Source organism: Zoogloea sp., assembly GCF_028689785.1.
Lineage (GTDB): Bacteria > Pseudomonadota > Gammaproteobacteria > Burkholderiales > Rhodocyclaceae > Zoogloea.
The window spans coordinates 67,323-92,305 of the sequence record NZ_JAQVCN010000002.1; the positions used below are offsets into that span (position 1 = coordinate 67,323).

General features: G+C 65.1%; 30 protein-coding genes. 13 read left to right on the forward strand and 17 right to left on the reverse strand.

Translation table 11 applies throughout. The annotated features are described in order from the left end of the window. Positions 1 to 5: 5 nt before the first annotated feature. The gene (locus PHI64_RS01500) at positions 6 to 1,802 is read left to right on the forward strand and encodes an acyl-CoA dehydrogenase (protein ID WP_299877489.1); all 1,797 of its coding nucleotides are present in this window, start codon (positions 6 to 8) and stop codon (positions 1,800 to 1,802) included. A gap of 82 nt (positions 1,803 to 1,884) precedes the next feature. Here the strand turns inward: PHI64_RS01500 and PHI64_RS01505 are convergent, their stop codons facing one another. From PHI64_RS01505 to ompR, 8 genes are read right to left on the reverse strand one after another with little or no spacing between them, the layout of a single operon-like run. Continuing rightward, the gene (locus PHI64_RS01505; RefSeq protein WP_299877491.1) at positions 1,885 to 2,664 is read right to left on the reverse strand and encodes a peptidyl-prolyl cis-trans isomerase; all 780 of its coding nucleotides are present in this window, start codon (positions 2,662 to 2,664) and stop codon (positions 1,885 to 1,887) included. Between the two features lie 34 nt (positions 2,665 to 2,698). Beyond that, positions 2,699 to 2,962 carry a BolA family transcriptional regulator gene (locus PHI64_RS01510; RefSeq protein WP_299877494.1) on the reverse strand — a complete coding sequence of 88 codons (264 nt, stop codon included), beginning with the start codon at positions 2,960 to 2,962 and terminating at the stop codon, positions 2,699 to 2,701. Then, positions 2,959 to 3,261: a YciI family protein gene (locus PHI64_RS01515; protein WP_299877496.1), complete on the reverse strand. Its 303-nt coding sequence runs from the start codon at positions 3,259 to 3,261 to the stop codon at positions 2,959 to 2,961. The genes PHI64_RS01510 and PHI64_RS01515 overlap by 4 nt, the downstream gene beginning before the upstream one ends. After that, positions 3,261 to 3,797, reverse strand: a complete 537-nt coding sequence (locus PHI64_RS01520) for a septation protein A (RefSeq protein WP_299877499.1) — start codon at positions 3,795 to 3,797, stop codon at positions 3,261 to 3,263. Before PHI64_RS01520 ends, PHI64_RS01515 begins: the two co-directional genes overlap by 1 nt. Before the next feature lie 58 nt (positions 3,798 to 3,855). Continuing rightward, positions 3,856 to 4,254, reverse strand: a complete 399-nt coding sequence (locus PHI64_RS01525; RefSeq protein WP_299877502.1) for a group II truncated hemoglobin — start codon at positions 4,252 to 4,254, stop codon at positions 3,856 to 3,858. Then, positions 4,244 to 4,954, reverse strand: a complete 711-nt coding sequence (locus PHI64_RS01530) for an MBL fold metallo-hydrolase (protein ID WP_299877505.1) — start codon at positions 4,952 to 4,954, stop codon at positions 4,244 to 4,246. Before PHI64_RS01530 ends, PHI64_RS01525 begins: the two co-directional genes overlap by 11 nt. Before the next feature lie 39 nt (positions 4,955 to 4,993). Further along, positions 4,994 to 6,352: a sensor histidine kinase gene (locus PHI64_RS01535; RefSeq protein ID WP_299877508.1), complete on the reverse strand. Its 1,359-nt coding sequence runs from the start codon at positions 6,350 to 6,352 to the stop codon at positions 4,994 to 4,996. 10 nt (positions 6,353 to 6,362) lie between these two features. Continuing rightward, positions 6,363 to 7,091 (reverse strand): two-component system response regulator OmpR, encoded by a 729-nt coding sequence (gene ompR, locus PHI64_RS01540; protein ID WP_299877511.1) that lies wholly within the window; start codon positions 7,089 to 7,091, stop codon positions 6,363 to 6,365. Positions 7,092 to 7,282: 191 nt separating this feature from the next. Between ompR and PHI64_RS01545 the strand changes: the two genes are divergently transcribed. From PHI64_RS01545 to PHI64_RS01575, 7 genes are all read left to right on the forward strand, one after another. Beyond that, on the forward strand, positions 7,283 to 7,606 hold the full coding sequence (locus PHI64_RS01545; protein ID WP_299877514.1) for a hypothetical protein: 324 nt from the start codon (positions 7,283 to 7,285) through the stop codon (positions 7,604 to 7,606). Positions 7,607 to 7,663: 57 nt separating this feature from the next. Further along, complete coding sequence (gene tsaB, locus PHI64_RS01550) at positions 7,664 to 8,356, forward strand: tRNA (adenosine(37)-N6)-threonylcarbamoyltransferase complex dimerization subunit type 1 TsaB (protein WP_299877517.1); 693 nt, start codon at positions 7,664 to 7,666, stop codon at positions 8,354 to 8,356. Positions 8,357 to 8,399: 43 nt separating this feature from the next. Further along, positions 8,400 to 8,855: a ribosomal protein S18-alanine N-acetyltransferase gene (gene rimI / locus PHI64_RS01555; protein ID WP_366945106.1), complete on the forward strand. Its 456-nt coding sequence runs from the start codon at positions 8,400 to 8,402 to the stop codon at positions 8,853 to 8,855. Between the two features lie 10 nt (positions 8,856 to 8,865). Further along, on the forward strand, positions 8,866 to 9,687 hold the full coding sequence (locus PHI64_RS01560) for a uracil-DNA glycosylase (RefSeq protein ID WP_299877519.1): 822 nt from the start codon (positions 8,866 to 8,868) through the stop codon (positions 9,685 to 9,687). Between the two features lie 160 nt (positions 9,688 to 9,847). Next, positions 9,848 to 10,471 (forward strand): LemA family protein, encoded by a 624-nt coding sequence (locus PHI64_RS01565; protein ID WP_299877522.1) that lies wholly within the window; start codon positions 9,848 to 9,850, stop codon positions 10,469 to 10,471. A gap of 33 nt (positions 10,472 to 10,504) precedes the next feature. Beyond that, a complete protein-coding gene (locus PHI64_RS01570; protein WP_299877525.1) occupies positions 10,505 to 11,368 on the forward strand; it encodes a TPM domain-containing protein in 864 nt (287 codons plus the stop codon). 5 nt (positions 11,369 to 11,373) lie between these two features. Beyond that, entirely contained in the window at positions 11,374 to 11,868 is a 495-nt protein-coding gene (locus tag PHI64_RS01575) for a TPM domain-containing protein (RefSeq protein WP_299877528.1), read from the forward strand. A 39-nt stretch (positions 11,869 to 11,907) separates the two neighbouring features. Here PHI64_RS01575 and PHI64_RS01580 read toward each other — a convergent pair whose 3' ends face one another. After that, complete coding sequence (locus PHI64_RS01580; RefSeq protein WP_299877531.1) at positions 11,908 to 15,132, reverse strand: PAS domain S-box protein; 3,225 nt, start codon at positions 15,130 to 15,132, stop codon at positions 11,908 to 11,910. A 117-nt stretch (positions 15,133 to 15,249) separates the two neighbouring features. On the opposite strand from PHI64_RS01580, the gene tadA reads away from it, so the two are divergent. The 3 genes from tadA to PHI64_RS01595 are packed head-to-tail and all read left to right on the forward strand — an operon-like array spanning position 15,250 to position 16,657. Next, positions 15,250 to 15,735 (forward strand): tRNA adenosine(34) deaminase TadA, encoded by a 486-nt coding sequence (gene tadA / locus PHI64_RS01585; protein ID WP_299877534.1) that lies wholly within the window; start codon positions 15,250 to 15,252, stop codon positions 15,733 to 15,735. 5 nt (positions 15,736 to 15,740) lie between these two features. Then, positions 15,741 to 16,220, forward strand: a complete 480-nt coding sequence (locus tag PHI64_RS01590; RefSeq protein ID WP_299877537.1) for a L,D-transpeptidase — start codon at positions 15,741 to 15,743, stop codon at positions 16,218 to 16,220. Positions 16,221 to 16,240: 20 nt separating this feature from the next. Next, positions 16,241 to 16,657, forward strand: a complete 417-nt coding sequence (locus tag PHI64_RS01595; RefSeq protein WP_366945113.1) for a GNAT family N-acetyltransferase — start codon at positions 16,241 to 16,243, stop codon at positions 16,655 to 16,657. Positions 16,658 to 16,676: 19 nt separating this feature from the next. Here PHI64_RS01595 and PHI64_RS01600 read toward each other — a convergent pair whose 3' ends face one another. The 5 genes from PHI64_RS01600 to PHI64_RS01620 form a co-directional block, all read right to left on the reverse strand. Beyond that, complete coding sequence (locus PHI64_RS01600) at positions 16,677 to 17,351, reverse strand: alpha/beta hydrolase (protein WP_299877543.1); 675 nt, start codon at positions 17,349 to 17,351, stop codon at positions 16,677 to 16,679. Positions 17,352 to 17,426: 75 nt separating this feature from the next. Then, on the reverse strand, positions 17,427 to 18,500 hold the full coding sequence (amrS, locus tag PHI64_RS01605) for an AmmeMemoRadiSam system radical SAM enzyme (RefSeq protein ID WP_299877546.1): 1,074 nt from the start codon (positions 18,498 to 18,500) through the stop codon (positions 17,427 to 17,429). Between the two features lie 4 nt (positions 18,501 to 18,504). Continuing rightward, positions 18,505 to 19,068 carry an AmmeMemoRadiSam system protein A gene (gene amrA, locus PHI64_RS01610; RefSeq protein ID WP_299877549.1) on the reverse strand — a complete coding sequence of 188 codons (564 nt, stop codon included), beginning with the start codon at positions 19,066 to 19,068 and terminating at the stop codon, positions 18,505 to 18,507. Next, on the reverse strand, positions 19,055 to 19,873 hold the full coding sequence (amrB, locus tag PHI64_RS01615) for an AmmeMemoRadiSam system protein B (RefSeq protein ID WP_299877552.1): 819 nt from the start codon (positions 19,871 to 19,873) through the stop codon (positions 19,055 to 19,057). The genes amrA and amrB overlap by 14 nt, the downstream gene beginning before the upstream one ends. A 49-nt stretch (positions 19,874 to 19,922) precedes the next feature. Further along, positions 19,923 to 21,191, reverse strand: a complete 1,269-nt coding sequence (locus tag PHI64_RS01620) for an MgtC/SapB family protein (RefSeq protein ID WP_299877554.1) — start codon at positions 21,189 to 21,191, stop codon at positions 19,923 to 19,925. A gap of 72 nt (positions 21,192 to 21,263) precedes the next feature. Here PHI64_RS01620 and ispD point away from each other — a divergent pair, with 72 nt between their 5' ends. Together ispD and ispF are read left to right on the forward strand one after the other, a co-directional pair. Next, positions 21,264 to 21,965: a 2-C-methyl-D-erythritol 4-phosphate cytidylyltransferase gene (gene ispD, locus PHI64_RS01625; RefSeq protein ID WP_299877556.1), complete on the forward strand. Its 702-nt coding sequence runs from the start codon at positions 21,264 to 21,266 to the stop codon at positions 21,963 to 21,965. A gap of 2 nt (positions 21,966 to 21,967) precedes the next feature. Then, positions 21,968 to 22,459: a 2-C-methyl-D-erythritol 2,4-cyclodiphosphate synthase gene (gene ispF / locus PHI64_RS01630; RefSeq protein ID WP_299877559.1), complete on the forward strand. Its 492-nt coding sequence runs from the start codon at positions 21,968 to 21,970 to the stop codon at positions 22,457 to 22,459. Between the two features lie 68 nt (positions 22,460 to 22,527). Here the strand turns inward: ispF and PHI64_RS01635 are convergent, their stop codons facing one another. The 3 genes from PHI64_RS01635 to PHI64_RS01645 all read right to left on the reverse strand — a co-directional run bounded on the left by PHI64_RS01635 (position 22,528) and on the right by PHI64_RS01645 (position 24,887). Next, the gene (locus PHI64_RS01635; RefSeq protein ID WP_299877562.1) at positions 22,528 to 23,367 is read right to left on the reverse strand and encodes a PEP-CTERM sorting domain-containing protein; all 840 of its coding nucleotides are present in this window, start codon (positions 23,365 to 23,367) and stop codon (positions 22,528 to 22,530) included. A gap of 205 nt (positions 23,368 to 23,572) precedes the next feature. Continuing rightward, complete coding sequence (locus PHI64_RS01640; protein ID WP_299877565.1) at positions 23,573 to 24,013, reverse strand: host attachment protein; 441 nt, start codon at positions 24,011 to 24,013, stop codon at positions 23,573 to 23,575. Positions 24,014 to 24,083: 70 nt separating this feature from the next. Then, positions 24,084 to 24,887, reverse strand: coding sequence for a M90 family metallopeptidase (locus PHI64_RS01645; protein WP_299877568.1), 804 nt, complete (start codon positions 24,885 to 24,887; stop codon positions 24,084 to 24,086). Positions 24,888 to 24,983 lie beyond the last annotated feature (96 nt).

Here is a 24,983-nt window from a genome sequence, read left to right on the forward strand (position 1 = left end):
AAACAATGAGCAGCTACACCGCACCCATTCGCGACATGCAGTTTGTGTTGCGCGAACTCGCCGACCTTGACGCTGTTGCCGCCCTGCCGGGCTGCGAGGATGCGTCCTCCGATCTGGTCGATGCCATTCTTGAAGAAGCCAACAAATTTGCCAGCGGCGTGATCGCGCCCCTCAACTGGACCGGTGACCAGGAAGGCGCCACCTGGGACAACGGTGTAGTGCGTACCGCCACCGGCTGGAAGGAGGCCTACACGCAGTTTGCCGAAGCCGGCTGGACCGCATTGGCCTGCGAGCCCGAATATGGCGGCCAGGGGCTGCCCAAGCTGGTCTCCACGGCGGTCATGGAAATGTGGAAATCGGCCAATATGGCTTTCTCCCTGTGCCCCATGCTCACCAATGGCGCCATCGAATCCATCAAACTGCGTGGCACCGACGAACAAAAGGCCCTCTACTTGCCCAAGATGGTGAGCGGTGAATGGACCGGCACCATGAACCTGACCGAGCCCTCCGCCGGCTCCGACCTTGCCGCCGTTCGCACTCGCGCGGTGCCCCAGGGTGATGGCACCTACAAGATCTTCGGCCAGAAGATCTTCATCACCTATGGCGAGCACGACATGACCGACAACATCATCCACCTGGTGCTGGCTCGCTTGCCGGACGCACCGGAGGGGGTGAAGGGCATCTCCCTGTTCGTGGTGCCCAAGTTCCTGCTCAAGGCTGACGGTACGCCGGGCGAGCGCAACGACGTGCATTGCGTGTCCATCGAGCACAAGCTGGGCATCCACGCCAGTCCGACGGCCGTGCTGGCCTTCGGCGACAACGGCGGCGCCATCGGCACCCTGGTGGGCGAAGCCAATCGCGGCCTTGAGTACATGTTCATCATGATGAACGAGGCCCGCTTTGCGGTTGGCATGGAAGGCCTGGCCTTGTCGGAGCGCGCTTACCAACAGGCCCTGGCCTATGCCAAGGACCGCATCCAGGGGACCGAGGCCGGCGTGCGCGGCGGCCCGAAGGTGAGCATCATCCATCACGCCGACGTGCGCCGTATGCTGATGAGCATGAAGTCGCAGATTGAGGCACAGCGTGCGCTGGCCTACGTAGTGGGTGCCGCCACCGACATGGCTCACCATCACCCCGACGAGGCCGTGCGGGCCCAGAACCAGGCCTTCATGGATCTGATGATCCCGGTGGTGAAGGGCTGGCTCACCGAGGCCTCCATCGAGATCACCTCCACAGGGGTGCAGGTGCACGGCGGCATGGGCTTCATCGAGGAAACCGGCGCGGCCCAGCATTTCCGTGATGCGCGCATCACCGCGATCTATGAAGGCACCACGGCGATCCAGGCTAACGACCTGATCGGTCGCAAGATCGCCAAGGAAGGCGGCCAGACAGTCAAGGCCGTGATTGCCGAAATGCGCAAGGTCGAAGCCCAGTTGGGCGAGGCCGTCGGTGAAGAGTTTGCGGCCATTCGCAAGGCGCTGTCCGCTGCCGTTACCGCGGTGGATGAGGCCGTGGCCTATATCGTTGCCACCTATGGCAATGACATCAAGGCGGCTTCGGTGGGTTCGGTGCCCTTCCTCAAACTGCTCGGTATCGTTGCCGGTGGCTGGCAGATGGGCCGTGCCGCCCTGGTGGCCTCCCGCCGCCTGGCTGAAGGCAGTGGCGACGCCGCCTTCTACAAGGCCAAGATCGTCACCGCGCGCTTCTATGCCGATCACCTGCTGGCCCAGGCACCCGGCCTGGCCTACTCGGTGGTCAATGGCGCGGCTGGCGCCCTGGCGTTGACCGAGGATCAGTTCTGATCTGCTCCGCTGCTGAGTTTTGAAGCAAAGAGAAAGGGGCCGCGAGGCCCCTTTCTCTTTAGCAAGTACGCAGCCGCCGGTCTTATTTGATGGTGGCCTTGGTGCGCAGCTCTGCAATGTGACGTTCGACGCGCATCTGCTCCAGGCGTTGCTTGAGCTGACCCTTGGCTTCGTCGAAGGACGGTGCCTTGACCGGGCGGCTGTCCTCGAGCTTGATGACGTGGTAGCCGAAGTCGGACTTCACCGGGGTGGTGGTGTACTTGCCCTTTTCGAGCTTGGTCAGGCCGTCGGCAAACGGCTTGACGAAACCGGCCGGGTTGGCCCAGCCCAGGTCGCCGCCCTTGTCCTTGGAGCCCGGATCCTTGGATTGCTTCGCCAATTCCTCGAACTTCTCGCCTTTGTCGAGCTTGGCGATGATGGCCTTGGCTTCTTCTTCCTTCTCGACCAGGATGTGGCGTGCCTTGTATTCCTTGTCGCCCATCTGGGACTTGATCTTCTCGTATTCGGCCTTGATCTCGGCATCGGTGACCGGATGGGCCTTGACGTAGTCCTGCAGGTAGGCGCGGATCAGCACGGCCTGACGGGCGAGTTCAATCTGGGCTTGCACGTTGCCAGCCTTTTCGACGCCCTTCTTGCGGGCTTCCTGGGCGAGCACCTCGCGACGGATCAGCTCTTCCTTGACCGCGTTGCGCAGTTGCTCGGAGTCTGGTGCGCCCTGGGCCTTTTGCTCACCGATCATCACGTCGGCGCGGGCCTGGGGAATCGCGGTGCCGTTAACGGTGACGACAGTCTGGGCGAAAGCGGGGATCGCGACGAAGGCCGCGATGAGGGACAGAGCCAGACGGCTCGGGACGATCTTCATCAGGTTTCCTTGCTTGGGTGTTGCGGTTTGAAAGTCAGTTTTCTTCGGGGCTGCGGGCCTGGATGGCAAGGGCGTGGATCTCCTTGCGCATCATCTCGCCGAGGGCGTCGTAAACGATCCGATGCCGGGCGACGGTGTTTTTCCCGCGGAAGCACTCGGACACGATGCTGAGGCGAAAGTGCCCGCCGCCGGAGCGGGCGCCTGCATGGCCGGCGTGGAGGTGACTGTCATCAATCAGCTCTAGGCTGGTCGGAGCCAGGGCTGCGAGTCGCTCCCGTATCGTGTCCATCACGCTCATTGGGGAAAGACCTTCTTGAAGGGCTTGACCGTGCAGCGGGCGAACACGCCGGTGGTGGTGTAGGGGTCGGCATCGGCCCAGGCCTGCGCGTCGGCCAGGGAGGCGAACTCGGCAACGATGACACTGCCTGTGAAGCCGGCAGGGCCCGGGTCGGCGGAATCGACGGCGGGGCAGGGGCCCGCCAGGATCAGGCGACCATCGGCCTGGAGAGCCTGGAGGCGGGCGAGATGTTCGGCACGCACCGCCATGCGTTTTTCGTGGCTGCCGGGGGCATCTTCACCGATCAGGGCATACAGCATCACTTGGGTTCCTCTTCAAGGTAACGGGACAGCATCATTCCCTGGGCCACAACGAACACGAGCATCAGTCCCATGCCGCCGAAGAGCTTGAAATTGACCCAGGTGTCTTCGGAGTAGGTGTAAGCGACAAACAGGTTGAGTACGCCCATGCCGGCAAAGAATGCGGCCCAGGCGAGGTTGAGGCGCTCCCACAAAGGGTCGGGTAGCTTGAGTTGGGCTTCCATCAGCGTGCGGATCAGGTTCTTGCGCAGAACCAGCGCTGAGAACAACAACGCCCCCGCGAAGAACCAATACAGCACCGTGGGCTTCCACTTGATGAAGGTGGGGTTCTGGAAGATCAGGGTGGCGCCACCGAATACGGTGACGATGGCCAGGCTCACCCACAACATGGTATCCACCTTGCGGTGGCGGAACCACACCCAGGCGATCTGCCCGACGGTGGCAACAATGGCTACGGCGGTCGCGGCGAAGATCCCCGAGAACTTGTAGGCGACGAAAAACAGGATGATGGGAAACAGGTCGAAAAGGAATTTCATCGGTCGGAGCTTGGCAAGCGGGGTGCGGAGCGCGTGGTACGGAAGGGGGAAGGGCGGATCAGGTCGGTTCGGCGCGGTTGCGCATGTGGTCGGCCAGGCCCTCGATGGCGCCCCACAGGCGTTCGCGCAGGGGGCCGTCGGGAACGCACTCGTCAAAGGCCTGGCGCATGCACATCAGCCATTGGTCCCGTTCGGCGCTGGCGATGGAGAAGAGGAGGTGGCGGGCACGCAGCCGGGGATGGCCGAACTCCTGTTCGAACAGGGGCGGCCCGCCGAGCCAGCCACTGAGGTACTTGAAGAGCTTTTCTTCAGAGCCGGAGAGGTCTTCCGGGTGCATCTGGCGCACATCCCAGGCTTCCGGCAGGGTGTCCATGAGGGCGTAGAAACGATGCACGAGGCGGCGGATGCCTTCGGCCCCGCCCAGTTCGATGTAAGGGGTGGTTTGCTCAGGCACCATGGATGTCGTGTTCTCCAATGCGGCCGCAACGCAGATTGGCCGGCAGGGCTTCATCGATCATGCGCGGGCGGGGCAGGTCGAGGTTGGCCATCAGTTCGATGAACTCGTTGCGACTCCGGCCAGACAGGCGCGGGTTGCTGATTTTCTCCTGACCGATGCACGAAACGCGGGCGCCGCGGTAGTCGTGACCCGGATAGACCAGGGTTTCGTCAGGCTGCACGAAGAGGCGTTCGGTGATGCTGTCGTAGAGGGTTCCGGCGTCGCCGCCCTGAAAGTCGGTGCGGCCGCAGCCTCCGATCATAAGGGCATCACCGGTGAATAGCCGGTCACGCCAGTGGTAGGTGACACAGCCGGGGGTATGGCCGGGGGTCGGGATCACGCGGATCAGTTCGTTGCCGAAGACCACGGTATCGCCGTCTCTGAGCAGGCGGTCGGCACAGCCGACACCGCCGCCGGCACCAATGGCGCTGCGAGCCCCTGTGAGCTCGCGCAGCCCGGCCGCTCCGGTGATGTGATCGGCATGGACATGCGTTTCCAATATCCAAGCCAGCTGAAGCTCCTGCTCCTGAAGAAAGGTGATGTAGGCACCGACGTGCTCCTTGACCGAGTCGATGATGACAGCGTCGCCCGTCAGGGGATCTGCAAGCAGATGGCTGAGTGTGCTGCTGGTGGGATCGAAGAACTGGTGAAACAGGATCATGGGAGCACGACGTGGAGGGTGACGGACCTGATTTTAGCTTCAACTCAGGCTTTTGGTATGACCGCGCAGCAGGATGCTGGCACGCAGGCCGCCACCTTCACGGGGGAGCAGGCGAAATTCGCCGTGCTGTCCACGGACGATGCGGTCCACGATGGCCAGCCCCAGGCCGGAGCCCTTGGTGTTGCTGCGGGCGGATTCCAGGCGGGTGAAGGGGCGCTTCACCTTTTCGGTTTGTTCAGCGGGAATCCCCGGGCCTCGGTCGAGGACTTCGATCATTGGACGTCCGTCGAGCATGCCGACGGCGAGTTCAGGCGGGTGGCCGGCGTAATGCAGGGCGTTCTCGATCAAATTGGTGACTGCCCGACGCAGGGCCTGGGGGCGGACCTGGGCCTGCGCCGCAGTGGTGGCAAGAACCGTGATCGGCACGCCCCGGCGGGCGTAGAGCCCGGCTAGATCGTTGGCCAGTTCGGCGAGATCCATGGCTTCCAGGGGCTCGTCTCCGTCAAGCTTCGAGAAGGCAAGGAACTGCCCGATGATGCGATCCATGTCCTCAATGTCGGAGACCATGGCATCGACCTCACCCGGATCGGCGCCGCACATCTCGACGCCCAGGCGCAGGCGTGCAAGGGGCGTGCGCAGATCGTGGGAGACACCGGCAAGGATCAGGGCTCGGTCCGCGTCGAGCTCCTGAAGGTCATTGGACATCTGGTTGAACGCATGGGCCAGGTCGGCCAGCTCGGCTGGGCCGCTCTCACTGAGTCGCGGCGGGACTTCACCCCGGCCCACAGTACGGGCGGCAGAGGCCAGCGCCTTGAGGGGGCGGTTGAGGCGTGAGACGATCATGTAGGCGCCGAGCATGGCCAGGCTGAGGGCGGCAGTGCCCCACCACATCCATTCCAGGGCATGGGGGCGCATGATGCGTTCGGATGGGAGCATGAGCCAGAATTCGCCGGCGTCCTCCGGGTCGTCGGCCTGGATGTGGAAGCTGACCCAGAAACCGGTCAGGCCTTCCCAGGATGCAGCGAAGCGGGTGTCTGGCCCAAGCTGGTGGCGGACATCGGCGGTGAGCTTGCGCACCAGAATGCTGTCTTCGAGCGGTGTCGTCCGGTCATCGGCCTCGGCGGGGTAAATGCGGATGCCTTCCTGGGTGGCCAGGTCAAGCAGGAGATCCTTGCGCAGGGACGGGTCGGCATTGAGCAGGGCGGTGCGGGTCAGATTGATGATGCTGACGACGGCCTGGGCTGTTTGCGCGGCCCGGCTTGCCTGGTCGAAATGGCTGAAAATGGCTGACCACACGGCCACCGATGCCAGCATCAGCACGGTGACGACCAAGAAGATGCGCCACAGCAGGGTACGCGGCGCCCCCACCAGGAAAGAACGATAGCGGGCAGGCGCCATGGGGGCGGGTTCAGGCAGCGTGCTTGTTGCCGTCCGGTACGAAGACATAGCCAAAACCCCATACGGTCTGGATGTAGCGGGGTTTGCCGGGGTCTTCTTCAATCAACTTGCGCAGGCGCGAGATCTGAACGTCGATGGAACGGTCGAACACGTCGTATTCGCGACCCCGGGCCAACTCCATCAGGCGGTCCCGGGAGAGGGGCTGGCGCGGATGCTGTAACAGGACCTTGAGCAGGGCGAACTCGCCAGTGGTGAGGAGGGTTTCCTCGCCATTACGGATCAGGATGCGGTTGCCCAGTTGTACGACGATCTGGCCAAAGCTCACGTCCTCGTCGTCGGCCACCGGGGCGCCTGGCGGCGTTTGGGGCTGACGGCGCAGCACCGCATGGATGCGAGCCACCAGTTCGCGGGGGTTGAAGGGCTTGGGCAGATAGTCGTCGGCACCCATCTCGAGGCCGATGATGCGGTCCACGTCATCGCCTTTGGCGGTCAGCATCACGATGGGAATCCGGTTGCCTGTGCCACGCAGACGCCGGCAGATCGACAGGCCGTCCTCCCCGGGCAGCATCAGGTCAAGCACCATCAGATCGAAGTGTTCGCGCAGAATGGCCCGGTCCATCTGGGCAGCGTCGTTGACCACCTTGACGTTGAAGCCCTGTTCGCCGAGGTAGCGCTTGAGCAGGTCGCGCAGGCGGAGGTCGTCATCGACGACAAGGATGCGATAGCTTTCTTTTTCCATGGCCTCATCCTAACGGCTCACCGATCGCCCGGCTAGGCCGGCTGCGAAGGTCGGGTAAGCAAACGTAAGTCTCTGTGGGGGTCTAACATTCTCTTACAAAGGTGGATTCCAAGCCCCGCGCGGGCTGCCAGAATCAATTCAGGGCCGGGCGGGTATGCCGAAAAACGCCGGTCCGGGTTAGGATAGGGACCATGCGCCACGGGATAGATTCACCGAAATGGATTCGTCACGGCTTGCACGTCGGGGTGGTCGTGCTGCTGTCTTCGCTGCTTGCGGGCGGTAGTGCGCTGGCTGATCCGGGGGAGCGTCTCACCCCTTTTCTGCGCCAGTACGCGGCACCCCAGGATCGTCCGATGCGTCAGATGCCGGCTTTTGCTGCCGAGCCGATGCGCCGCAGCGAGATGGATGAGCGAAATCCTCGTCGCTGGTCGCCGGAGGAGCGTCGCCAGTTGCGTCGCGATGTGCACGAAGCAGGCCGCGACGTTTACGGCAATCCACCACGCCGTCCAGATTGAGGCCTGGCCTCCGCGCAGGCGGACCTCAGGCCCGGAGGGCGGTAGAATGCGGCCGCTATGAAGATTCTTGCCCTCGAAACATCCACCGATTCCGGTTCCGTTGCCTTGCTCGACGGAGACATCCTGACTGAACGTCCGGTTGCCGGCCGCCCTGGTCACTCGGAAACCCTTCTTCCCGAGGTCGTCGCCCTCCTCGACAGTTGTGGCGTCGCCCTGGCTCAGCTCGATGCTATCGCCTTCGGCGCCGGGCCGGGTGCTTTCACTGGTTTGCGCCTGGCCTGCGGTGTGGCCCAGGGTTTGGCGCTGGGGCTTGGCAAGCCAGTGATTCCGGTGGGTGACCTGGAGGCACTGGCCAGCCAGTGCCGCGAGGACGCCATTTTCGTGGCTGCCGACGCGCGCATGTCCGAAGTGTATTTTGCTGCCTACCGGCGGACTGCGGGGGGCTTGGAGGAGGTGATGGCGCCGGCCTGTGCCACACCGCTCGAAGTATGTCTGCCACCGGAGGGAAGCTGGTTTGGCTTTGGCACTGCCTTCCGGGCCTATCAGGAACGCTTGGTGCCGGCACTGGGGGCCCGTCTGGCCGGGTTCGACGGGGAGCCTGTGCCCCTGGCTTCCAGCATTGCCCGCCTGGCGGGCGGGCGATTCCTGCGGGGTGAGCTGCTTGATCCGGCCCTGGCCGCGCCCCTTTATGTGCGCGACAAGGTCGCCATGACCACCGCCGAGCGCTTGGCCCGCGGGGGCAAGGCGTGAGCGCTGAAAATGTCACAGGTGTGGCAAAGCGGCCGGGAAGGGCATGATGAGCGTGCTTGCCCTGGATTTCGTACCTATGGAGACCGACGATCTGGAATGGATCGCGGCCCAGGATCGTGAGCTTTACCCCTTCCCTTGGTCGGAGCAAAATTTTGCCGATTCGATCATTGCCGGGTACGGTTGCTGGACCCTGTTCGAGGGCGGGCAGCGGGTCGGTTATGCGGTGCTGATGATGGTGCTGGACGAGGCGCACATTCTCAACATTAGTGTCAGCAAGGCCCGTCAGGGGCTGGGGCTCGGGCGTCGCCTGCTCGATCACCTGGGGGCCGTGGCCCGGGCCGCGGGGGCACGGCAGATGTTCCTGGAGGTGCGCCCGTCCAACACGCCGGCCCTGGCCATGTACGGGAAGGCCGGCTTTGAGACCATCGGTCGGCGCAAGGGCTATTACCCTGCGGTCAATGGGCGCGAGGACGCGCTGGTCATGAGGCTGCCCCTGTGAGGTGTGTGGAATGAACCTGCGACGTGACGCGATTCTGCGGGAGATGGGGCTGGCACCCCTGTGGCGCCTGAGGGGCGCCGGGCAGGGGGAGGCGGAGCCGGCCCCGGCTGAAATCTCGCCCGAACGTGTTCCAGTGGTGCTTCAGTCTGCCTCCGCGCCCATGCCGCGTCCGGCACGCCCCGATCTGCGGGAGAGCCTGCAGCAGGCGGCTGCACCAGTTGTTCCGGTACAGCCCATGCAGCGGAGCGACGTGGGCGGAGCAGTATCCGGGCTGGATTGGGAGACGCTGGAGGCGACCATTCGCGGCTGCGAGGCCTGCGGCCTGTGCAAGCGTCGCAAGCAGGCCGTGCCCGGTGTCGGCGACCGTCAGGCCGACTGGTTGTTCGTGGGCGAGGGCCCGGGGGCGGAGGAGGATGAGCGTGGTGAACCCTTCGTCGGTCAGGCCGGGCGCCTGCTGGACGCCATGCTGGCGCGCATCGATCTGAAGCGTGGCGAGGATGTGTACATCGCCAATGCAGTCAAGTGCCGTCCGCCCAACAATCGCACCCCGGAGGCTGCCGAGTTGGCTGCCTGCTTTCCTTACCTGCAGCGCCAGATCGCCCTGATCCGGCCCCGACTGATCGTCGCCTTGGGTCGCCCGGCGGCCCAGGCCTTGCTCAACGAGGAGGTCCGGATCGCAGCGTCCCGTGGCAAGCTGTTCTCTCATAATGACATTCCGGTGGTGGTGACCTACCATCCGGCCTATCTGCTGCGCAATCTGCAAGACAAGGCCAAGGCCTGGGAAGATCTCTGCTTTGCCCGCCGTACCATGGCTGGCCTGAAAGCCTCGTGAGGTTCGAAAGAGCCATTTCTGGGCTGGAAATGCAAGATTTCAATACGTGGGGCGGCGAGCCCCGCGTGTGCGCCGGGCGCCGCTAGAATGGCCGCGACCTTGCCGGAGTCTGTTTGACTGCCGGCTCCAACCTGATTTCTCTTTCATGAGGGCGTGCTCCATGTCCATCAAGCCTCTTCTGTCTTTGGTCCTTTCGCTGTTCCTGCTCTCGGGCTGCGGCTATAACCAGATTCAGATCAACGACGAGCAGATCAACGCCTCTTGGTCTGAAGTGCTCAACCAGTACAAGCGCCGGGCCGACCTGATTCCCAATCTGGTGCAGGTGGTGCAGGGTTATGCTGCCCACGAAAAGGAAGTTCTGACCCGGGTGACCGAGGCTCGGGCCAGTGTGGCGGGCATGAAGGTGACCCCCGAGCTGGTCAATGATCCCGAGGCTATGGCCCGCTTCCAGAAGGCCCAGGGGGAGCTGTCCGGTGCCCTGTCTCGCCTGTTGGTGGTGTCCGAGAACTACCCCAACCTCAAGGCCGACGCCAACTTCCGCGACCTTCAGGCCCAGCTCGAAGGCACCGAGAACCGCATCACCGTGGCCCGTAACCGCTATATCAAGGCCGTTCAGGAGTACAACATCTCGGTGCGCACTTTCCCCAACAACCTGACCGCCATGGTCATCGGTGCCAAGGCCAAGGCCAACTTCACCGTCGAGAACGAGCAGGCCATCAGCGAGCCGCCCAAGGTGAATTTTGGTGCTCCCGCTCCGGCGGCTGCGCCGGCCAAGGCCCAGTAGGTCCGATCCGTGTCGCAGGCCCTGGGCCGCAGCATGCTTCTGCGTTTTTTCATGGTGCTGCTGTGCAGCCTGGCCGGGGTGCTTCACGCCCAGGAGCTGCAGGCTCTGCCGAGTCTGTCGGCCCACGTCACCGATACTCTGGGGCTGTTGCCCGAGGCCCGTCGCGAGGCCCTGGAGGCGCGCCTGGTGGCCCTTGAGAAGGATAAAGGTGCCCAGGTGGCCGTGCTGGTGGTGGCGACTACCCAGCCGGAGGCGGTTGAATCCTACGCGCTGCGGGTGGCGGAAGCCTGGCGTCTTGGCCGCCAGGGTGTCGACGACGGGATCCTCTTCCTGATTGCTCGAGATGATCGGCGCATGCGCATCGAGGTGGGGCGGGGCCTGGAAGGGGCTGTGCCCGATGCCATTGCCAAGCGCATCATCGCCGACGTGGTGGCGCCGCATTTGCGGGGCGGGGATTTTGCAGGTGGTATCGAGGCCGGGGTGGACGCCATTGCGGCCCGCATCGCCGGTGAGCCCCTGCCGCCCCCCACGGCAGCGAGTGGCACGCAGGAGGCGGGCTTCGAGGAGCTGCTGGTGCTCGGGATCATTGGCACCATCGTGGTAGGGGGGGTGTTGAGAGCGATCTTCGGTCGTCTGCTGGGGGCCGGTCTCGCCTCGGGGATCGTGGGCTTCGCGGCCTGGACCCTTTCGGGGGTGCTCGTGATTGGTGTGGTGGGCGGGTTGCTGGCTTTCGCATTCGTTCTGGCCATGGGGTCCGGCGGAGGTGGTCGCGGGATTGGCGGCCCCTGGATGGGAGGCGGAATGGGCGGTGGCGGTTTCGGGCGGGGTGGCGGCGGAGGCGGCTGGTCTGGCGGCGGTGGTGGATTTGGTGGCGGTGGCGCCTCGGGGGACTGGTGATGTCCATGCTGCGCATTCTGCGTCATCTGCTTACCCCGGCCTGGGTTCTGGACCGGGTCTTTCCGGCAGGCGTGCTGGCTGCCATCGAGCAGGCGGTGAAAGCATCGGAAACGCGTCACCGGGGCGAGCTGCGTTTTGCCGTGGAGGCGGGCCTGGATCTGGCCGACCTGCGCCAGGGCGTGTCGGCCCGGGAGCGGGCGGTCGAGGTCTTCTCGCAGCTCCGGGTGTGGGACACCGGGGAGAATACCGGCGTGCTGGTGTATGTCCAGTGGCTCGACCGTCGGGTCGAGATCGTGGCCGACCGGGGCATTGCCGCCCGGGTTGCCCAGGCCGAGTGGGAAGGGATCTGCCGGCAGATGGAGCTGGCCTTCCGTGGTGGTCGATTTGAGCAGGGGGCGGTGGACGCCGTCAAGGCGGTGGGCGATCTGCTGGAGAAGCATTTTCCGGCTCGGCTGGACAACCCCAACGAACTTTCCGATCACCCCGTGCTGTTGCGCTGAACGGCTGCTTTCGGATGCCGCGGAGGCTGTGCCCCACGCTCAGCTGACGTTCTGCAGGACGGGAGGCTGGCCGATGCTGAAGTAGAGCGAGGCGCCTTTGCCGACTTCTCCTTCGGCCCACACCTCACCACCATGGCGGTGAACGATGCGGGCCACTGTTGCCAGGCCGATCCCCGTGCCGGGGAACTCCCGGTCGGAGTGCAGACGCTGGAATGGCCGGAACAGGTTCTCCCGGTAGCGCATGTCAAAGCCGGCGCCGTTGTCGCGGACCACGAAGGCATCGACGCCTTCGTGGCGGGCGTAATCGAACTCGATGCACGGGTGCTCAACCCGGCCGGTGAATTTCCAGGCATTGCCCAGCAGGTTTTCCAGCACCGTACGCATCAGGCTGGGGTCGCCTTCGACCTGGAGCTGGGGGGCGATGTGCACGCTGACGTTCCGCTCGGGCTCCTGCTGGCGCAGTTCGTCGCAGATCACCTGGGCGAGGTTGGAGAGGTCCACGGGGCGGCGGTCCAGTTCCTTGCGGCTGACCCGTGACAGGGTCAGCAGGTCGTCGATCAGCTGGCCCATGCGATGCACGGCGGCGCGTACCCGGCGCAGCAGCTCCTTGGCTTCATCGTCGAGCTTGTCGCCGTAGTCGGAGCCCAGAATGGCGCTATAGCCTTCGATGGCGCGCAGCGGTGCCCGCAGATCGTGGGAAACCGAATAGCTGAAGGACTCCAGTTCGCTCAAGGCGGCGCTGAGCTGGGAGGTTCGTTCGGCCACGCGCCGTTCCAGTTCGGTGTTGAGGCGCTTGATGGCCCGCTCGGCAAACTTGCGTTCGGTCAGGTCGGTGCCCACGCCGACGATATGCGGCTTGCCGTCGAGGATGACCCGGCGGCCGACCACGAGGAAGGGCACAGGCTCGCCGCCGTCGCGCCGCAGCATCACCTCGGCCGATGCCTCGCCGGAGATCAGCGCTGTCTCGATGCGGTGGGCCATCAGCGGTTCCTGTTCGGGAATCACCAGGCTCTGGGCTTCGGCATGCAGCAGGACGTCGTCGGCCAGCCCGGTCAGGTCGCTGACGAAACGGTTCCACAACAGCAGGTGGCCGCTCTGGTCGAACAGGAAGAAGGGTGCCGGCAGGCTGTCGATGAGGCCGCGGGAGAAATCGCGCTCGGCCTTGAGCTGCTCTTCGGCGAGTTTGCGGGCGGTGATGTCGCCGATGGAGCCGACGATGCGTACGGCCCGACCCTGCTGGTTGCGGTGGGCAAGGCCCCTGGCCAGGACCCAGTGGAACTTGCCGTCCTTGTCGGCAATACGGTATTCGGATTCGAAATGTTCGGTATCACCGCGCAGGTGGGCCACAAAATCGGCCCGGAAGCGCGGCCGGTCGTCCGGGTGGATCAGCTTCAGCCACTCCTCGCCGGTGGTGCGCAGGGTGTCGCTGTGCAGTCCGAGGAGGGACAGCAGGCGGGCGGAGAGATAGAGGTAGCGGGTTTTCGGGTCCCAGTCCCAGAGGCCTTCATTGGTACCCCGCTGGGCCAGCACGTAGCGTTCGCGCGTGTCGCGCAGCTGTTCTTCCGTCTCGAGGAAGGCGGTGCGGTCCTCGACGATGCCCACGCCTCCGAAGACCTTGCCTTCTGCATCGTATTCGGGGGCTACCCGGATCGACAGAATCTGCATGTCGGTGGACAGGGGTGAGACGAACGGGCCATCGTAGGCACCCCGCTGGCCCAGCAGGGCCTTGTGGAGTATCGACAGGATGGCCTGGTCGCCCAGGGAGTGCAGGTCCATGCCGGCCAGCTGGTCGGGGGTAGACTTGAAGAAGTCGGCCAGCCGGCTGTTGCAGTAGCTGACGAGAAGGTCGGAGGTGAAGTGGAAGATGCCCACCGGCGCGTTCTCGACAAGCGCCCGGTAGCGGGCCTGCTGGTCGGCGACGGTGCGGGCGATGCTTCGCTCCTCGGACTGGTCCCGGAACACCACGACAACCCCGAGGGGCGTCTGGTGGGGCGCCATGAGGATGGGGGCACCGCTGTCTATGATGGGGCGACGCCGGCCGTCCCGATCGATCAGCAGGGTGTGGTTGGCCAGCCCGACGCGTCGGCCGTCGCGCATGACCTTGTCGGCAGGGCTTTCGAGCACTTCGCCGGTGTCTTCGCTGATGATCCGGAAGACATCGGCAAGGGGCAGGCCGCGGGCTTCGTCTTCAGACCAGCCGGTGAGCGCCTCTGCCACGGGGTTCATCAGGGTGATCCGGCTGCCTTCGTCGGTGGCGATCACCGCGTCGCCGATGCTGCGCAGGGTTACGCCGAGATATTCCCGGGTAGCGCGCTGGGTGGTCTGGTCTGAGGCGGCACCGATGATGGCCCGGAGGCTGCCGTCCGGGTGGCGCAGCAGGGTCATCGAGTCATGAATCCACAGGGGGCCGCTGCTGGCGTCGAGGCGATATTCGACGCTGATCTCGACCGGATGATCCCCGGGGGTTTTCAGGGCATCACTGATGGCAATCCACATCCGCCGGAGATCTTCCGGGGGGGTACGGCGGGCGAAATGTTGCCAGCCGCCGGGGGAGCACAGGGTCTTGGTCGGGGTGTCGAGCCAGTCCTCGGCCTTGGCTGAGATGTAGTCGTAGCATTCATGGACCGGATCGAAGCGGTACAGGATATGCTGGACCTTGGCCAGGGCCTCGGCAAAACGTGACTCGGCGCGCAACTGCTGGCCCTGCTCATGGACCACCACCAGGTGACAGCCGTGGCCGGCGAAGGGCTGTTCAAGGATGCGGGTTTCGAGCTCCACCGCCGTGCCACCGGCAGGCTGGTGGTTGAGCAGCACCGCGGCTGTGGACGGGAGCGGCAGGGGACTGATGAGGGTGTCCGCCCGCGTGGCTGTCAGCGCGTCGGCAGAAAGGCCGTAGAGCCGGAGGGCGGCAGCATTGGCAGCCAGCACACGGCCACTGTCTGCATCGTAGAGCCATTGAGGGTCGGGGCTGGCGTCAAAGAGTGTTCGGTAGTCGGCATCGATACTTCGGGTGGCCGGAGCCATCGAACCACTACCGGCACGCCTCAGGGTGAGAAAGATGTATAGCGCCGAGGCGACAAGGAACAGCAGCAGCCATGGGGTTGTCAGCAGGGGCGCAGTGGCATCGCCGCCGGTGATGAGTTGCCTTACGACGACAAGGACCAAGGCTGTCAGCAGGTAGACTCCCGCCGCCCGCAGGGCAGGGGTGAGGCGCGGGGGCGAAGCGGCGTCTGCCGGTTTCGAGCCAGATCGAGAACTCGGCATGGAGTTCATCGCGCAGGCCCTACCGATAGCGCGCCTGTTGTCGTTGTGCCGGGTCTTTCCACGATGCTGCTTTAAAATCCCTAAACGAACCTGTGAAACAACAATCCGTACATCACCATGAAATTTCCGAGCCCTCAGCAGGATACGCTATTCATGCAGGCCGCCATCGAACTTGCCCACGAGGCAGGCCGCTGTGGCGAGGTACCCGTCGGTGCCCTGGTGGTCTCTGCCGATGGCATCGTCGTTGGCCGGGGCTTCAATCAGCCCATTCTCCGGCATGATCCCACAGCTCATGCCGAAGTCATGGCCCTGCGCAGCGCGGCTGAAGCGCTCGGTAACTACCGCCTTCCTGGCTGTACGCTGTACGTCACCCTTGAGCCCTGCGCCATGTGCTCCGGCGCAATCATGCATGCACGTATCGGCAGGGTTGTTTTTGGTGCCAGCGACCCCAAAACGGGGGTTGCCGGTAGCGTAATCGATCTTTTTGCCGAAACACGCCTAAATCATCACGCCCGAGTCGAGGGAGGCCTGATGGCGGGGGAGTGCGGTGGGATTTTGTCTGATTTTTTTGCTGCCCGCCGCAAACGGGCTGCTGGAGTCTGAATACCGTGTACATCCGTATCCATATTCCTACCCAGACACTGCGGCTTTTCGGCGACGACGGTGCTTGTTTGCGTTGCTATCGCGTGTCCACGGCCCGCAACGGTGCGGGCGAGGAGAAGGGCAGCTACCGTACGCCCCGTGGGCGTCACATCGTGCGAGCGCGCATTGGTGCAGGGGCGCCATTGGGTGCGGCATTCCGGGGGCGTCGACCGACCGGGGAGGTTTGGACACCGGCGCTTGCTGAGAGCGCCCCGGAGCGGGATTGGATTCTGACCCGCATCCTGTGGCTGTCGGGCACTGAGCCTGGGCGCAATCGCCTCGGCGCGGTGGACAGCATGCAGCGTTACATCTATATCCACGGTACTCCGGACACGGAGCCCATGGGCGTTCCCCTGTCCATCGGCTGTGTGCGCATGCGCAACCGGGATGTGGCTGAGCTCTTCGACCTGGTGCCAGTCGGCACCGTAGTGGAGATCGAGGCGTGAGCGGCGACGGGGCCGTCCGTATCGTGCTGGGAACGTGGGACGAACTTGCCGAGCGTGTCGCGCCGATCCGCTTTCGGGTCTTTGTGGATGAGCAGGGTGTGCCGGTGGAGATGGAGCTCGATGAGTTCGATCCGCTGTCCTGCCATGCCTTGGCACTGCTTGGTGAGGAGCCTGTGGGCACCGGGCGTCTCCTGCCGGACGGCCATATCGGGCGCATGGCGGTGAGTGCCGGCTGGCGTGGCCATGGGGTGGGCACGGCTGTGCTAGCGGCCCTCATCGACGAGGCGTTGCGACGCGGCCAGCCGTTGCTCGCCCTCAGCGCCCAGACCCACGCGCTGGGTTTCTATGCGCGCTTCGGCTTTGTGCCGGTAGGGCCGGAGTATGAGGAGGCAGGTCTGCCCCATCAGGCCATGGAGCGGCGCCTGGCAGCGGGCTGAGGTCGGCGACGGGCTGGTTTCAGGCGCTTGATTCGGGGGGCGGCGTGCTGCGGATGAGGTGAAGGTGGAACCAGTCGGCGGCCTGGGTGGCGGCATCGTCCAGGGCGCCGGGTTCGCGGAAGAAGTCGTCGGTACCCGCAATGCTGCGCCAGTCTTTGGGGCAGGTCAGCAGATCGTAGGCCTGGCGGATGTTGGTCAGGCCCTCGTCACGTTCGCCGACGATCTGCCGGGTCGGGCAGGGCACCTGTCGCAGGGGCGAGATGCCAGCCAGCCCGGGGCGGCCGCCGCGGCACACCAGAGCGCTTACGGCTTCCGGTTCATGGGCCAGCGCACGGATTGCCGCACCACAGCCCGTGCCGCTGGCTACCAGCCCCACCGGCAGGGTGATGAGAGGTGGCTGGTGGCGCAGCCATTCGAATACGGCGCGGATGCGCTGGCCGAGCAAGGGCGTGTTGAAGCGGGTGTCCGGGTCGCGGGACTCTTCGTAGTGGTTGAGCAGGTCGAAAAGCAGGGTGGCGAAGCCGTCTTCCTGCAGGCGTCGGGCGAAGTGGGCTTCCCGGGAGTCACGGTGGTTGCCGACGGCATTCTGGGCAATCAGGACCAGGCCGGCGGCGTCGGGTGAATGGGCCAGGAGAGCTTCCAGCCAGACGGGGCCGGCGGCAATGCTGAGGGCGCTATGGCGCAGTTTCATCATGATCGAAGGCGTCGGGCGGTACTCTGCCGTTTACGATGGCATGCACTGCCGGGCACGGCAAGGCTGTGCAGGCGCCTATTGATCGCCGATGTGCACTGGAACACGGCGCGCTCCGAATGGGCTGACAAAATTGCCGAAACGCCCGGCCAGCCTGTGGCCGCAGTCCATGCAGGCTCCGCTGGCATCGAGCCGGTAGGAGAGGATCCGGTACCCGTCTCTTTTGATCAGCAGGCTGTCGCAGGATGGGCAGCGGGTGCTGCCGCCGTCGATGTCGCGCACGTTACCGGTATAGACATGGTGCAGCCCGGCGGCGCGGGCGATCTGGCGGGCCCGGGTGAGGGTGGCCGGTGGGGTGGGCGGCAGGGTGTCGAGCTTGTAATCCGGGTGGAGGGCGGTGAAATGCAGGGGCACATCGGGGCCCAGCTCATCACAGATCCAGCGTGACAGAGCTGCGAGCTCTGTGTCGCTGTCGTTGAGGCCAGGGATGAGCAGGGTGGTGATCTCCAGCCATACCGGCGTCTCGTGGCGAAGATAAAGCAGGGTGTCGAGGACCGGGGCGAGATGGGCGCCGGTCTGGTGCACGTAGAAGTCTTCGGTGAAGGCTTTGAGATCCACGTTGGCGGCATCCATCACCGCGTAGAAATCCCGGCGTGGAGTCGGGTGCATATAGCCGGCAGTGACGGCGACGCTGGCGATGCCCCGCGCCCGGCAGGCCAGGGCGGTGTCAATGGCGTATTCCGCGAAAATCACCGGGTCGTTGTAGGTGAAAGCCACGCTGTGGCAAGCATGGCGGGCGGCGGCCCCGGCGATCGCGTCGGGTGCTGCGGCATCCATCAGTCGGTCCATGCTGCGGTTCTTGGAGATGTCCCAGTTCTGGCAGAACTTGCAGGCCAGGTTGCAGCCCGCTGTGCCGAAGGAAAGCACGCTGCTGCCTGGATGGAAGTGATTGAGGGGTTTCTTTTCGATGGGGTCGATGCAGAAGCCCGAGCTGCGCCCGTAGGTGCTCAGCACCATCCCGGCGCCGACCCGCTGGCGCACGAAACAGGCACCCCGCTGGCCCTCGTGGAGTCGGCAGTCCCGCGGGCACAGGTCGCACTGCAGGCGGCCGTCGTCGAGGAGATGCCAGTAGCGGGCAGGGTGGGTGTCCATGGCGTTAGCTTCCGCCGGATTCCTCTTTCCACTTGCGTACCTGATAGCGCGCCAGCATCACGTTGGGGCCCCAGAAGTCGGCGGGCAGCCGGGCTTTCTGCTTGAGGGCCGCCATGAAGCTGCGCCGGTCGGGCAGCTGCTCCCACACTTGGGGGAGGAAGGTGGCTTTCTGGCAGCCATTGAAGAAGATCACGCCGTCCCGGCCGGGCACGAGCTGGCTCAGGGCGTCGGCTTCGTCGTGGAAGTCGATGAATTCGGGTTCCCCGAGCAGGGATACTTCCACCTCGACACGCTGGAGCTCGGCCGCGTCGAGGGGCGGGAAGCGGGGGTCGCGCAGGGCTGCGGCCACGGCGTTCTCGCGCACGTCCTCGCCCAGGGGGCGATGGGCGTTGAGGCTGCCGATGCAGCCGCGCAAGGCTCCGTCGAGGGTCAGGGTCACAAAGCAGGCGCCACGTTCGGCGAACTGCGGGTGTTCAACGCTGCCGTCCGCTGGCTGTTCCAGGGCGGCGGCAATCGCGTGGCGGGCCTGGGCCAGCAGGGCCGGCCCGAGGGTGTCAGTGACGGGCATGGTTGATGTTCTCGGCAAAGGCGATGGCTGCGTAGCCTACGACCTGGTCGCGGTCGCCCGCAGTGTCGCCGGAGTTGCGCAGATCGAGCACGTGAGGGGTGAGCTGGTGACGGGGGGCCGCCAGCAGCAGGCCGTTGATGGCAGCTGCACCACAGGCCTGTTCGCCGTTGAGGGTGGCGTCGAACTGGCGAATCTGGGCGACGGTGGCCTTGTCGCGCCACTGGGCCTGGCGGTAGGGATGGTAGTGGGACAGATCGGAGCTGATGACGATCAGGGTCTCGGGGCCACCCCACAGGGCTTCAAGCAGGCTGGCAACGAGGTGGGCATCTATCTGGCCGACAGCAAGGGGCAGGATCTCGAAGTGATGGAGGGTACTCTGCAGGAAGGGCAGTTGGACTTCGATGCCGTGTTCGTTGGCGTGGGGGCGGTCGTCCACGATCACGCCAGGCATTTCCCGCGCCCTCAGCCAAGCCTCTCGGTCAACGGCCACGGCGCCAAGAGGGGTGATGAAGGTCTGGGCGGCGGGCAGTGCCATCCCGCGAATGGCGACCCGGTGGGTCGGACACAGGACCAGCACCCGCCGGATGGTCTCGCGGCGCTGCGTGAGCTCGGCATAGGCACAGGCAGCCACGGCCCCCGAGTAGATATAGCCGGCGTGGGGCACGATCAGGGCCTTGGGGGCATCGACCACCTCGGCCGGCATCGCTGCCGACAGAAAGCCGGCTACCTGGGCGTGGAGACTGTGGGAGTCGGCCGGATAAAACAGCCCGGCGACAGCCGGCAGACGTTGGGACGCGTGAGCCATGGTTTCCTTCGGTCCTTATGTCGAGACGGGGACACCCCCAAGCTCTCCATTATAGGGAGGAGTGCAGCAGCCATGCGATGCCGCCGCCCAGGCCAACGCCCACGGCGAGCATGCCGCCAAGCACATGCCGGCCGAGGGCGTTTCCGCCAAGGGTGAAGGCCAGCCCCGACTTGAACGCCAGGTTGGCGAGCATGGCCAGCAGGATCGCGACGGCAGCCGGCTGGGTCTCTACCTTGCCCACTGTGTGCAGGCGCAGGGTAGACAGGGTGATGGCGTCCACGTCGGTCAGGCCGGAGGCCAGGGCCAGCAGGTAGAGCCCCCCGCGCCCGGCAATGTCCGACAGCCAGGCCGCACACAGGAGGACTGCGGCGTAGAGCAGGCCGAAGCCGATGGCGGCGCTGAGTTCAGTCGGGTTGCGGGTTTCCGGAACGGGCAGGGCGTCCTTGCCGGCCAGCTGGCGCCAGTCGCGGCCGAGCATGACTGCACCGAGCAGGATCGCCAGGGTGCAGCCAGTGGCCAGCAGGGGTACCACTGGAGCCGACAGGGCGCCGGCGATGGCCAGGATGCGTAGCACCATGATCAGGTTGGCGAGGAGGATCACCAGGCTGGCAGTGGTGGTCATGGCCGGGTTTTCACGGGCATGACGGGAGAACACCATGGTTGTCGCGGTACTCGACACCAGCCCGCCGAGCAGACCCAGCAGTGGGGCGCCATAGCGGGCGCCAACCAGACGCAGGGCCATGTAGCCGGCCAGGCTGACGCCCGAGATGAGCACGATCATCAGCCACACCTGGTGAGGGTTGACAGCCTCGTAGGGGCCGAAGCCCCGGTTGGGCAGGATGGGCAGCACGATCAGCGAGAGCACCGAGAACTGAAGGATGGATCGCCAGTCCTGGGCCGTTAGCCTGGAGGCCACGCCGCGTAGTTCGGACTTGAAGTACAACAGCATGGTGGACCCGACCGCCGCCATCACCGCCAGCCGGCCGTGACCCAGCCACACCATGGCTCCGAGGGTGTAGCACACCAGCAGGGCGATCACCGACGTGGTACCGGGGTCATTGGGCTCCGGATGGCGGAAGTTGGCGGCGATGATCATCAGTGCCACCAGGGCAAAACCGGCGATGAGCAAGGCTGGGGTGGCCAGCTGTTCGGTAAGCAGGGCGGCGATGGCGCCGAGCAGCCCGGTGAGCCCGAAGGTCCGCACGCCGGCCAGCGCGTTGGGGCGGCGCTCTCGCTCCAGGCCCATCAGCAGGCCAATGGCTGTGGCCAGGGCGAGGGCTTCCAGCTGGCGGGGTTCAAAAGGCAGCGAGAAGAGCATGGCGTGCTTTCAGGAGGCAGGAAGACACAATCAGCGGCAGAAGGCGGAGGGACATTGAGTAGAATTGCGCGGATGCGAACCTCTACGACACGTTGCTTCGCCATTGTGCCCGCTGCCGGTAGCGGCAGCCGGATGCGCAGCGAACAACCCAAACAATATCTTTCCCTTCTCGGCGAGCCTCTGATCCGCCATACCTTGGCTGTTCTGTGCGAGTCACCGATGATAGACCGCGTCTATGTAGTGCTCTCGGTCGGTGACCAGGAATGGGACCGTCACGACTGGTCTTCGTTCGGTGATCGCCTGGTGCCCCTGTTCTGTGGCGGTGCATCCCGTGCCGACAGTGTGCTCAACGGTCTGCGGGCCATTGCTGATGACACTTCGGAGGGCGACTGGATTCTCGTTCATGATGCTGCCCGGCCGTGCCTGGCCCCCTGGCACATCGAGGGGCTGGTGCGCGAGTTGATGCACGACGATGTGGGCGGCATTCTGGCAGTGCCAGTGGCCGACACCCTGAAGCGGGAGGACAGCACCCACCACATCGCCGGCACCGTGCCCCGCGAGGGTCTGTGGCAGGCCCAGACGCCGCAGATGTTCCGCTACGTGATGCTCAAGCGGGCCCTCGAAAGTGCGCGTCAGGTCACCGACGAGGCCAGCGCCATCGAGGCCATGGGCCTGCGCCCGCGTCTGGTGCGTGGCGACCCGACCAACCTGAAAGTCACTTTTCCCCTCGACCTGCACCTGGCCGAGTGGATTCTCCAGCACCGCGAGGCTTGAAGATGCACGTTCCGTTTCGTATCGGCCAGGGGTTTGATGTTCATGCCCTGGTTCCCGGTCGCCCGCTGATCATCGGCGGCGTGACGATTCCCTTTGCCAAGGGTCTGCTCGGGCATTCGGACGCCGATGTCCTGCTTCACACCATCACCGACGCCATACTCGGCGCCGCCGGGTTGGGAGATATCGGCCGGCATTTCCCGGATACAGACCCGCGTTTCGAAGGGGCGGACTCCCGCGTCTTGCTCCGCGAAGCGGCGGAGGCGGCCCGGGCAGCGGGCTGGGTGACGGTGAACGTGGACGCCACGGTGATCGCCCGGGCGCCGCGCATCCTGCCCCACGTGCCGGCCATGGCGGCCAACATCGCGGCCGATCTGGGCATTGATCCGGCTGCCGTCAACATCAAGGGCAAGACCACCGAGAAGCTGGGTTTCACCGGCCGCGGCGAGGGCATCGCTGCCCAGGCTGTGGCGCTGATGGCGCGGGTGGAGGCCTGAGGGCTGCGCGGCAGAAGGTCTGATCTGAATGCGAGGAAGCCGGCAATTGCCGGCTTCGTGCTTTCTGCTTAATGACGCACTGGTTTGCGCCGACGGGCCAGGCCGGCGAGGCCGAATGCACCCAGTGCCAGGGCCAGGGAGGCCGGTTCGGACACCGTTGCAGCAGGCGGGTCGAGGATGATGATGTCGTTTGCGCAGAGCATCGTCCATTGCACGTCGAAGCTCTCGGAGGGGGTGTTGCCGACCCAGTGGTTGCCGAAGGCCGACACCGGGATCTCCACCTCGTAGAACCAGTGGTTGCCGCCCAGGGTACCCATGTTGCCGAAGCGGTTGGAGATGGCCATGCTGGCATTGCCCACATCGGTCCCGGTATTCACCTTGGTGATGTAGGTGGAGTGGGCCGGGTCATAGACGCCGGGGGCGCTCCATAGGCCGGTGGCCCAGTCGGCGTTGGTGGTGCTCACCACGTCGCCCTGATGCAGTGTGCTGCTGCGGTCTGCGGTGAGTACGCCGAATTCGAAGCTGCCGTCACGGCCGAAGTCGATGGCGAAGTCACCACGGCCATAGCTGTTGCCGCTGGTGGGGGTGTTCGGATCGTGGCCGGTAATCAGGCCCAGGGCCAGGTAGGTCTGGCCATCAGCCTTGGTGTACCAGGTCAGGTACATGGCTTCGGCGTCGTAAGCCTGGCCGCCCCAGCCGGGGCTCAGGTAGCCGCCGTTGGCGTTGCTCTGGTCTTCCACGGTAAATAGCACGCCGCTGTTCGGTGTCCATCCTGCGAGCGTGCCATTGTTCTTGACACCCCAGTCGGCGAAGTTGCCATCGATGGTCAGCGGGTTTGCATGGGCGGGAAGGGCGATGGCTGCGGTAACGAAGGCAAGGGCGAAGCCGGCGAGGGACGTTGTTTTCATGGGCGCACCAATCTGGATGGGATGGTGGCGAGAATAGAAGCCCGGGCCCGTCGGGCGCCGGCACTTCCTCACGGATGGCGGCCGGGGAGGGGCAAAAGAGCAGGCAGTTGCGACCCTGGTCACAGCTGCCTGCAAGCGCGGCGTACCCCTCGGGCCGGTCTAGGCCGTCAGCGCGGCGGATGGGCGCAGGGGGGCCGCAGGGAGGTCAGACGAACAGGCACTGCTCCAGACGCCCGCACAGGGCTGGCTCGGGCGACTTGGTATAGTCCTTTTCAAAGCGGTCGGTTACCAGCTGGGCTGTGGGACGGTCCAGGGTGGCGTTGAGCATGCCCATGAAGGCGGGGGGAGCGATGAGGATGGCGCGGCCGAACTGGTTGCGGCTGCGGCCCATGTAGAGCTCTTTCGCCAAGCGCTGGGCGAAGGCCCTGGCGGCATTCAACTTTGGGGTGGTGGGTTGCTCCCGTGCCCCGTGACCACTGCCGGCGGCCTGCAGCTGCCCGGCCCTGTCGGAGGCAAGGTCGGCATTTTTCATGCGGCTTTCGGGGTGGGCGATCTCCTTGACCAACTGCAGGCCCTTGTTGGGCCCCAGATTGGCATACAGACGGGCAAGACTTGCGTTGGCGACAAGAATCCAGGTGATGGCCATGAATTGCTCTCCACTTTCTGTCATGAATGCCGGAGCGGCCTAAGCAATGTAGACAGCACCGCCAGGCAAATCAAAGAGAGCCTGTTGATGACCCGGAGGCAAGGTGCCCAAGCTGGGCTTCACGCAGGGCCGGGTCTTGTCCGAAGTAACGGGACAGCTGTTCGTAGACGGCGGGGTACTCGGATCTGAGGAGGCCAGGGGTCTCGAAGAAAGCCTCGCTCATCACCGCAAAGAACTCCCCTGGGTGCTCGGCGCCGTAGGGGTCGAGGGCGGTGTCCTCGCCCCGGTCCACCCGGTTGCAGAAATCGTCGTAGGCAGGCCGGAAGGCCTGGGCCCAGTCCCGGGTGGAAAGGGACGCCGGGAGCTGCGGGTAGCCATCGACCTCGCCATTGCCCATGTCGAGCTTGTGGGCGAACTCGTGGATCACTACGTTGATGCCGTCGAAAGGGCTTTCACCTTCGAACCACGATAGCAGTACCGGGCCCCCTTCCCAGGCCTCGCCGAGCACCTCGTCGTCGTATTCGTGCACCACGCCATCTTCGTCGGTGATGCTGCGGGGAATCACGAAATCGCCGGGGTACACAATGATGCCGACCCAGCCGGCATAGGCGTCGAGCCCGATGTTCAGCACCGGCAGGCAGGCCTGCAGGGCGATGGAGAGGAGGAGGGTGTCGGTGATGACCACGCCCTCGGCACCATGTACCTGCTTGTCGGCGAGGAACTCCAGGGACATGCGGCGCAGGCGCGGGCGGTCTTCGGGGGGCAGGTAGTCGAGAAAGGGCAGGCTGCTCTCGACGGCGCTCCATTGCTCGGGTGCTATGGTGTGGCGGTCGGCGGCGCGCTGGCGGCGCCAGCGGCGAAAGGCGGAAAACATGGGCTCGGGATAAATGTCGATGAAACCGAAAGGGCCGACGCGGAGTCGGAGTGGCGCGCCCGTTATCACCGGCAGGGCGATCAAGATCAAACTTTC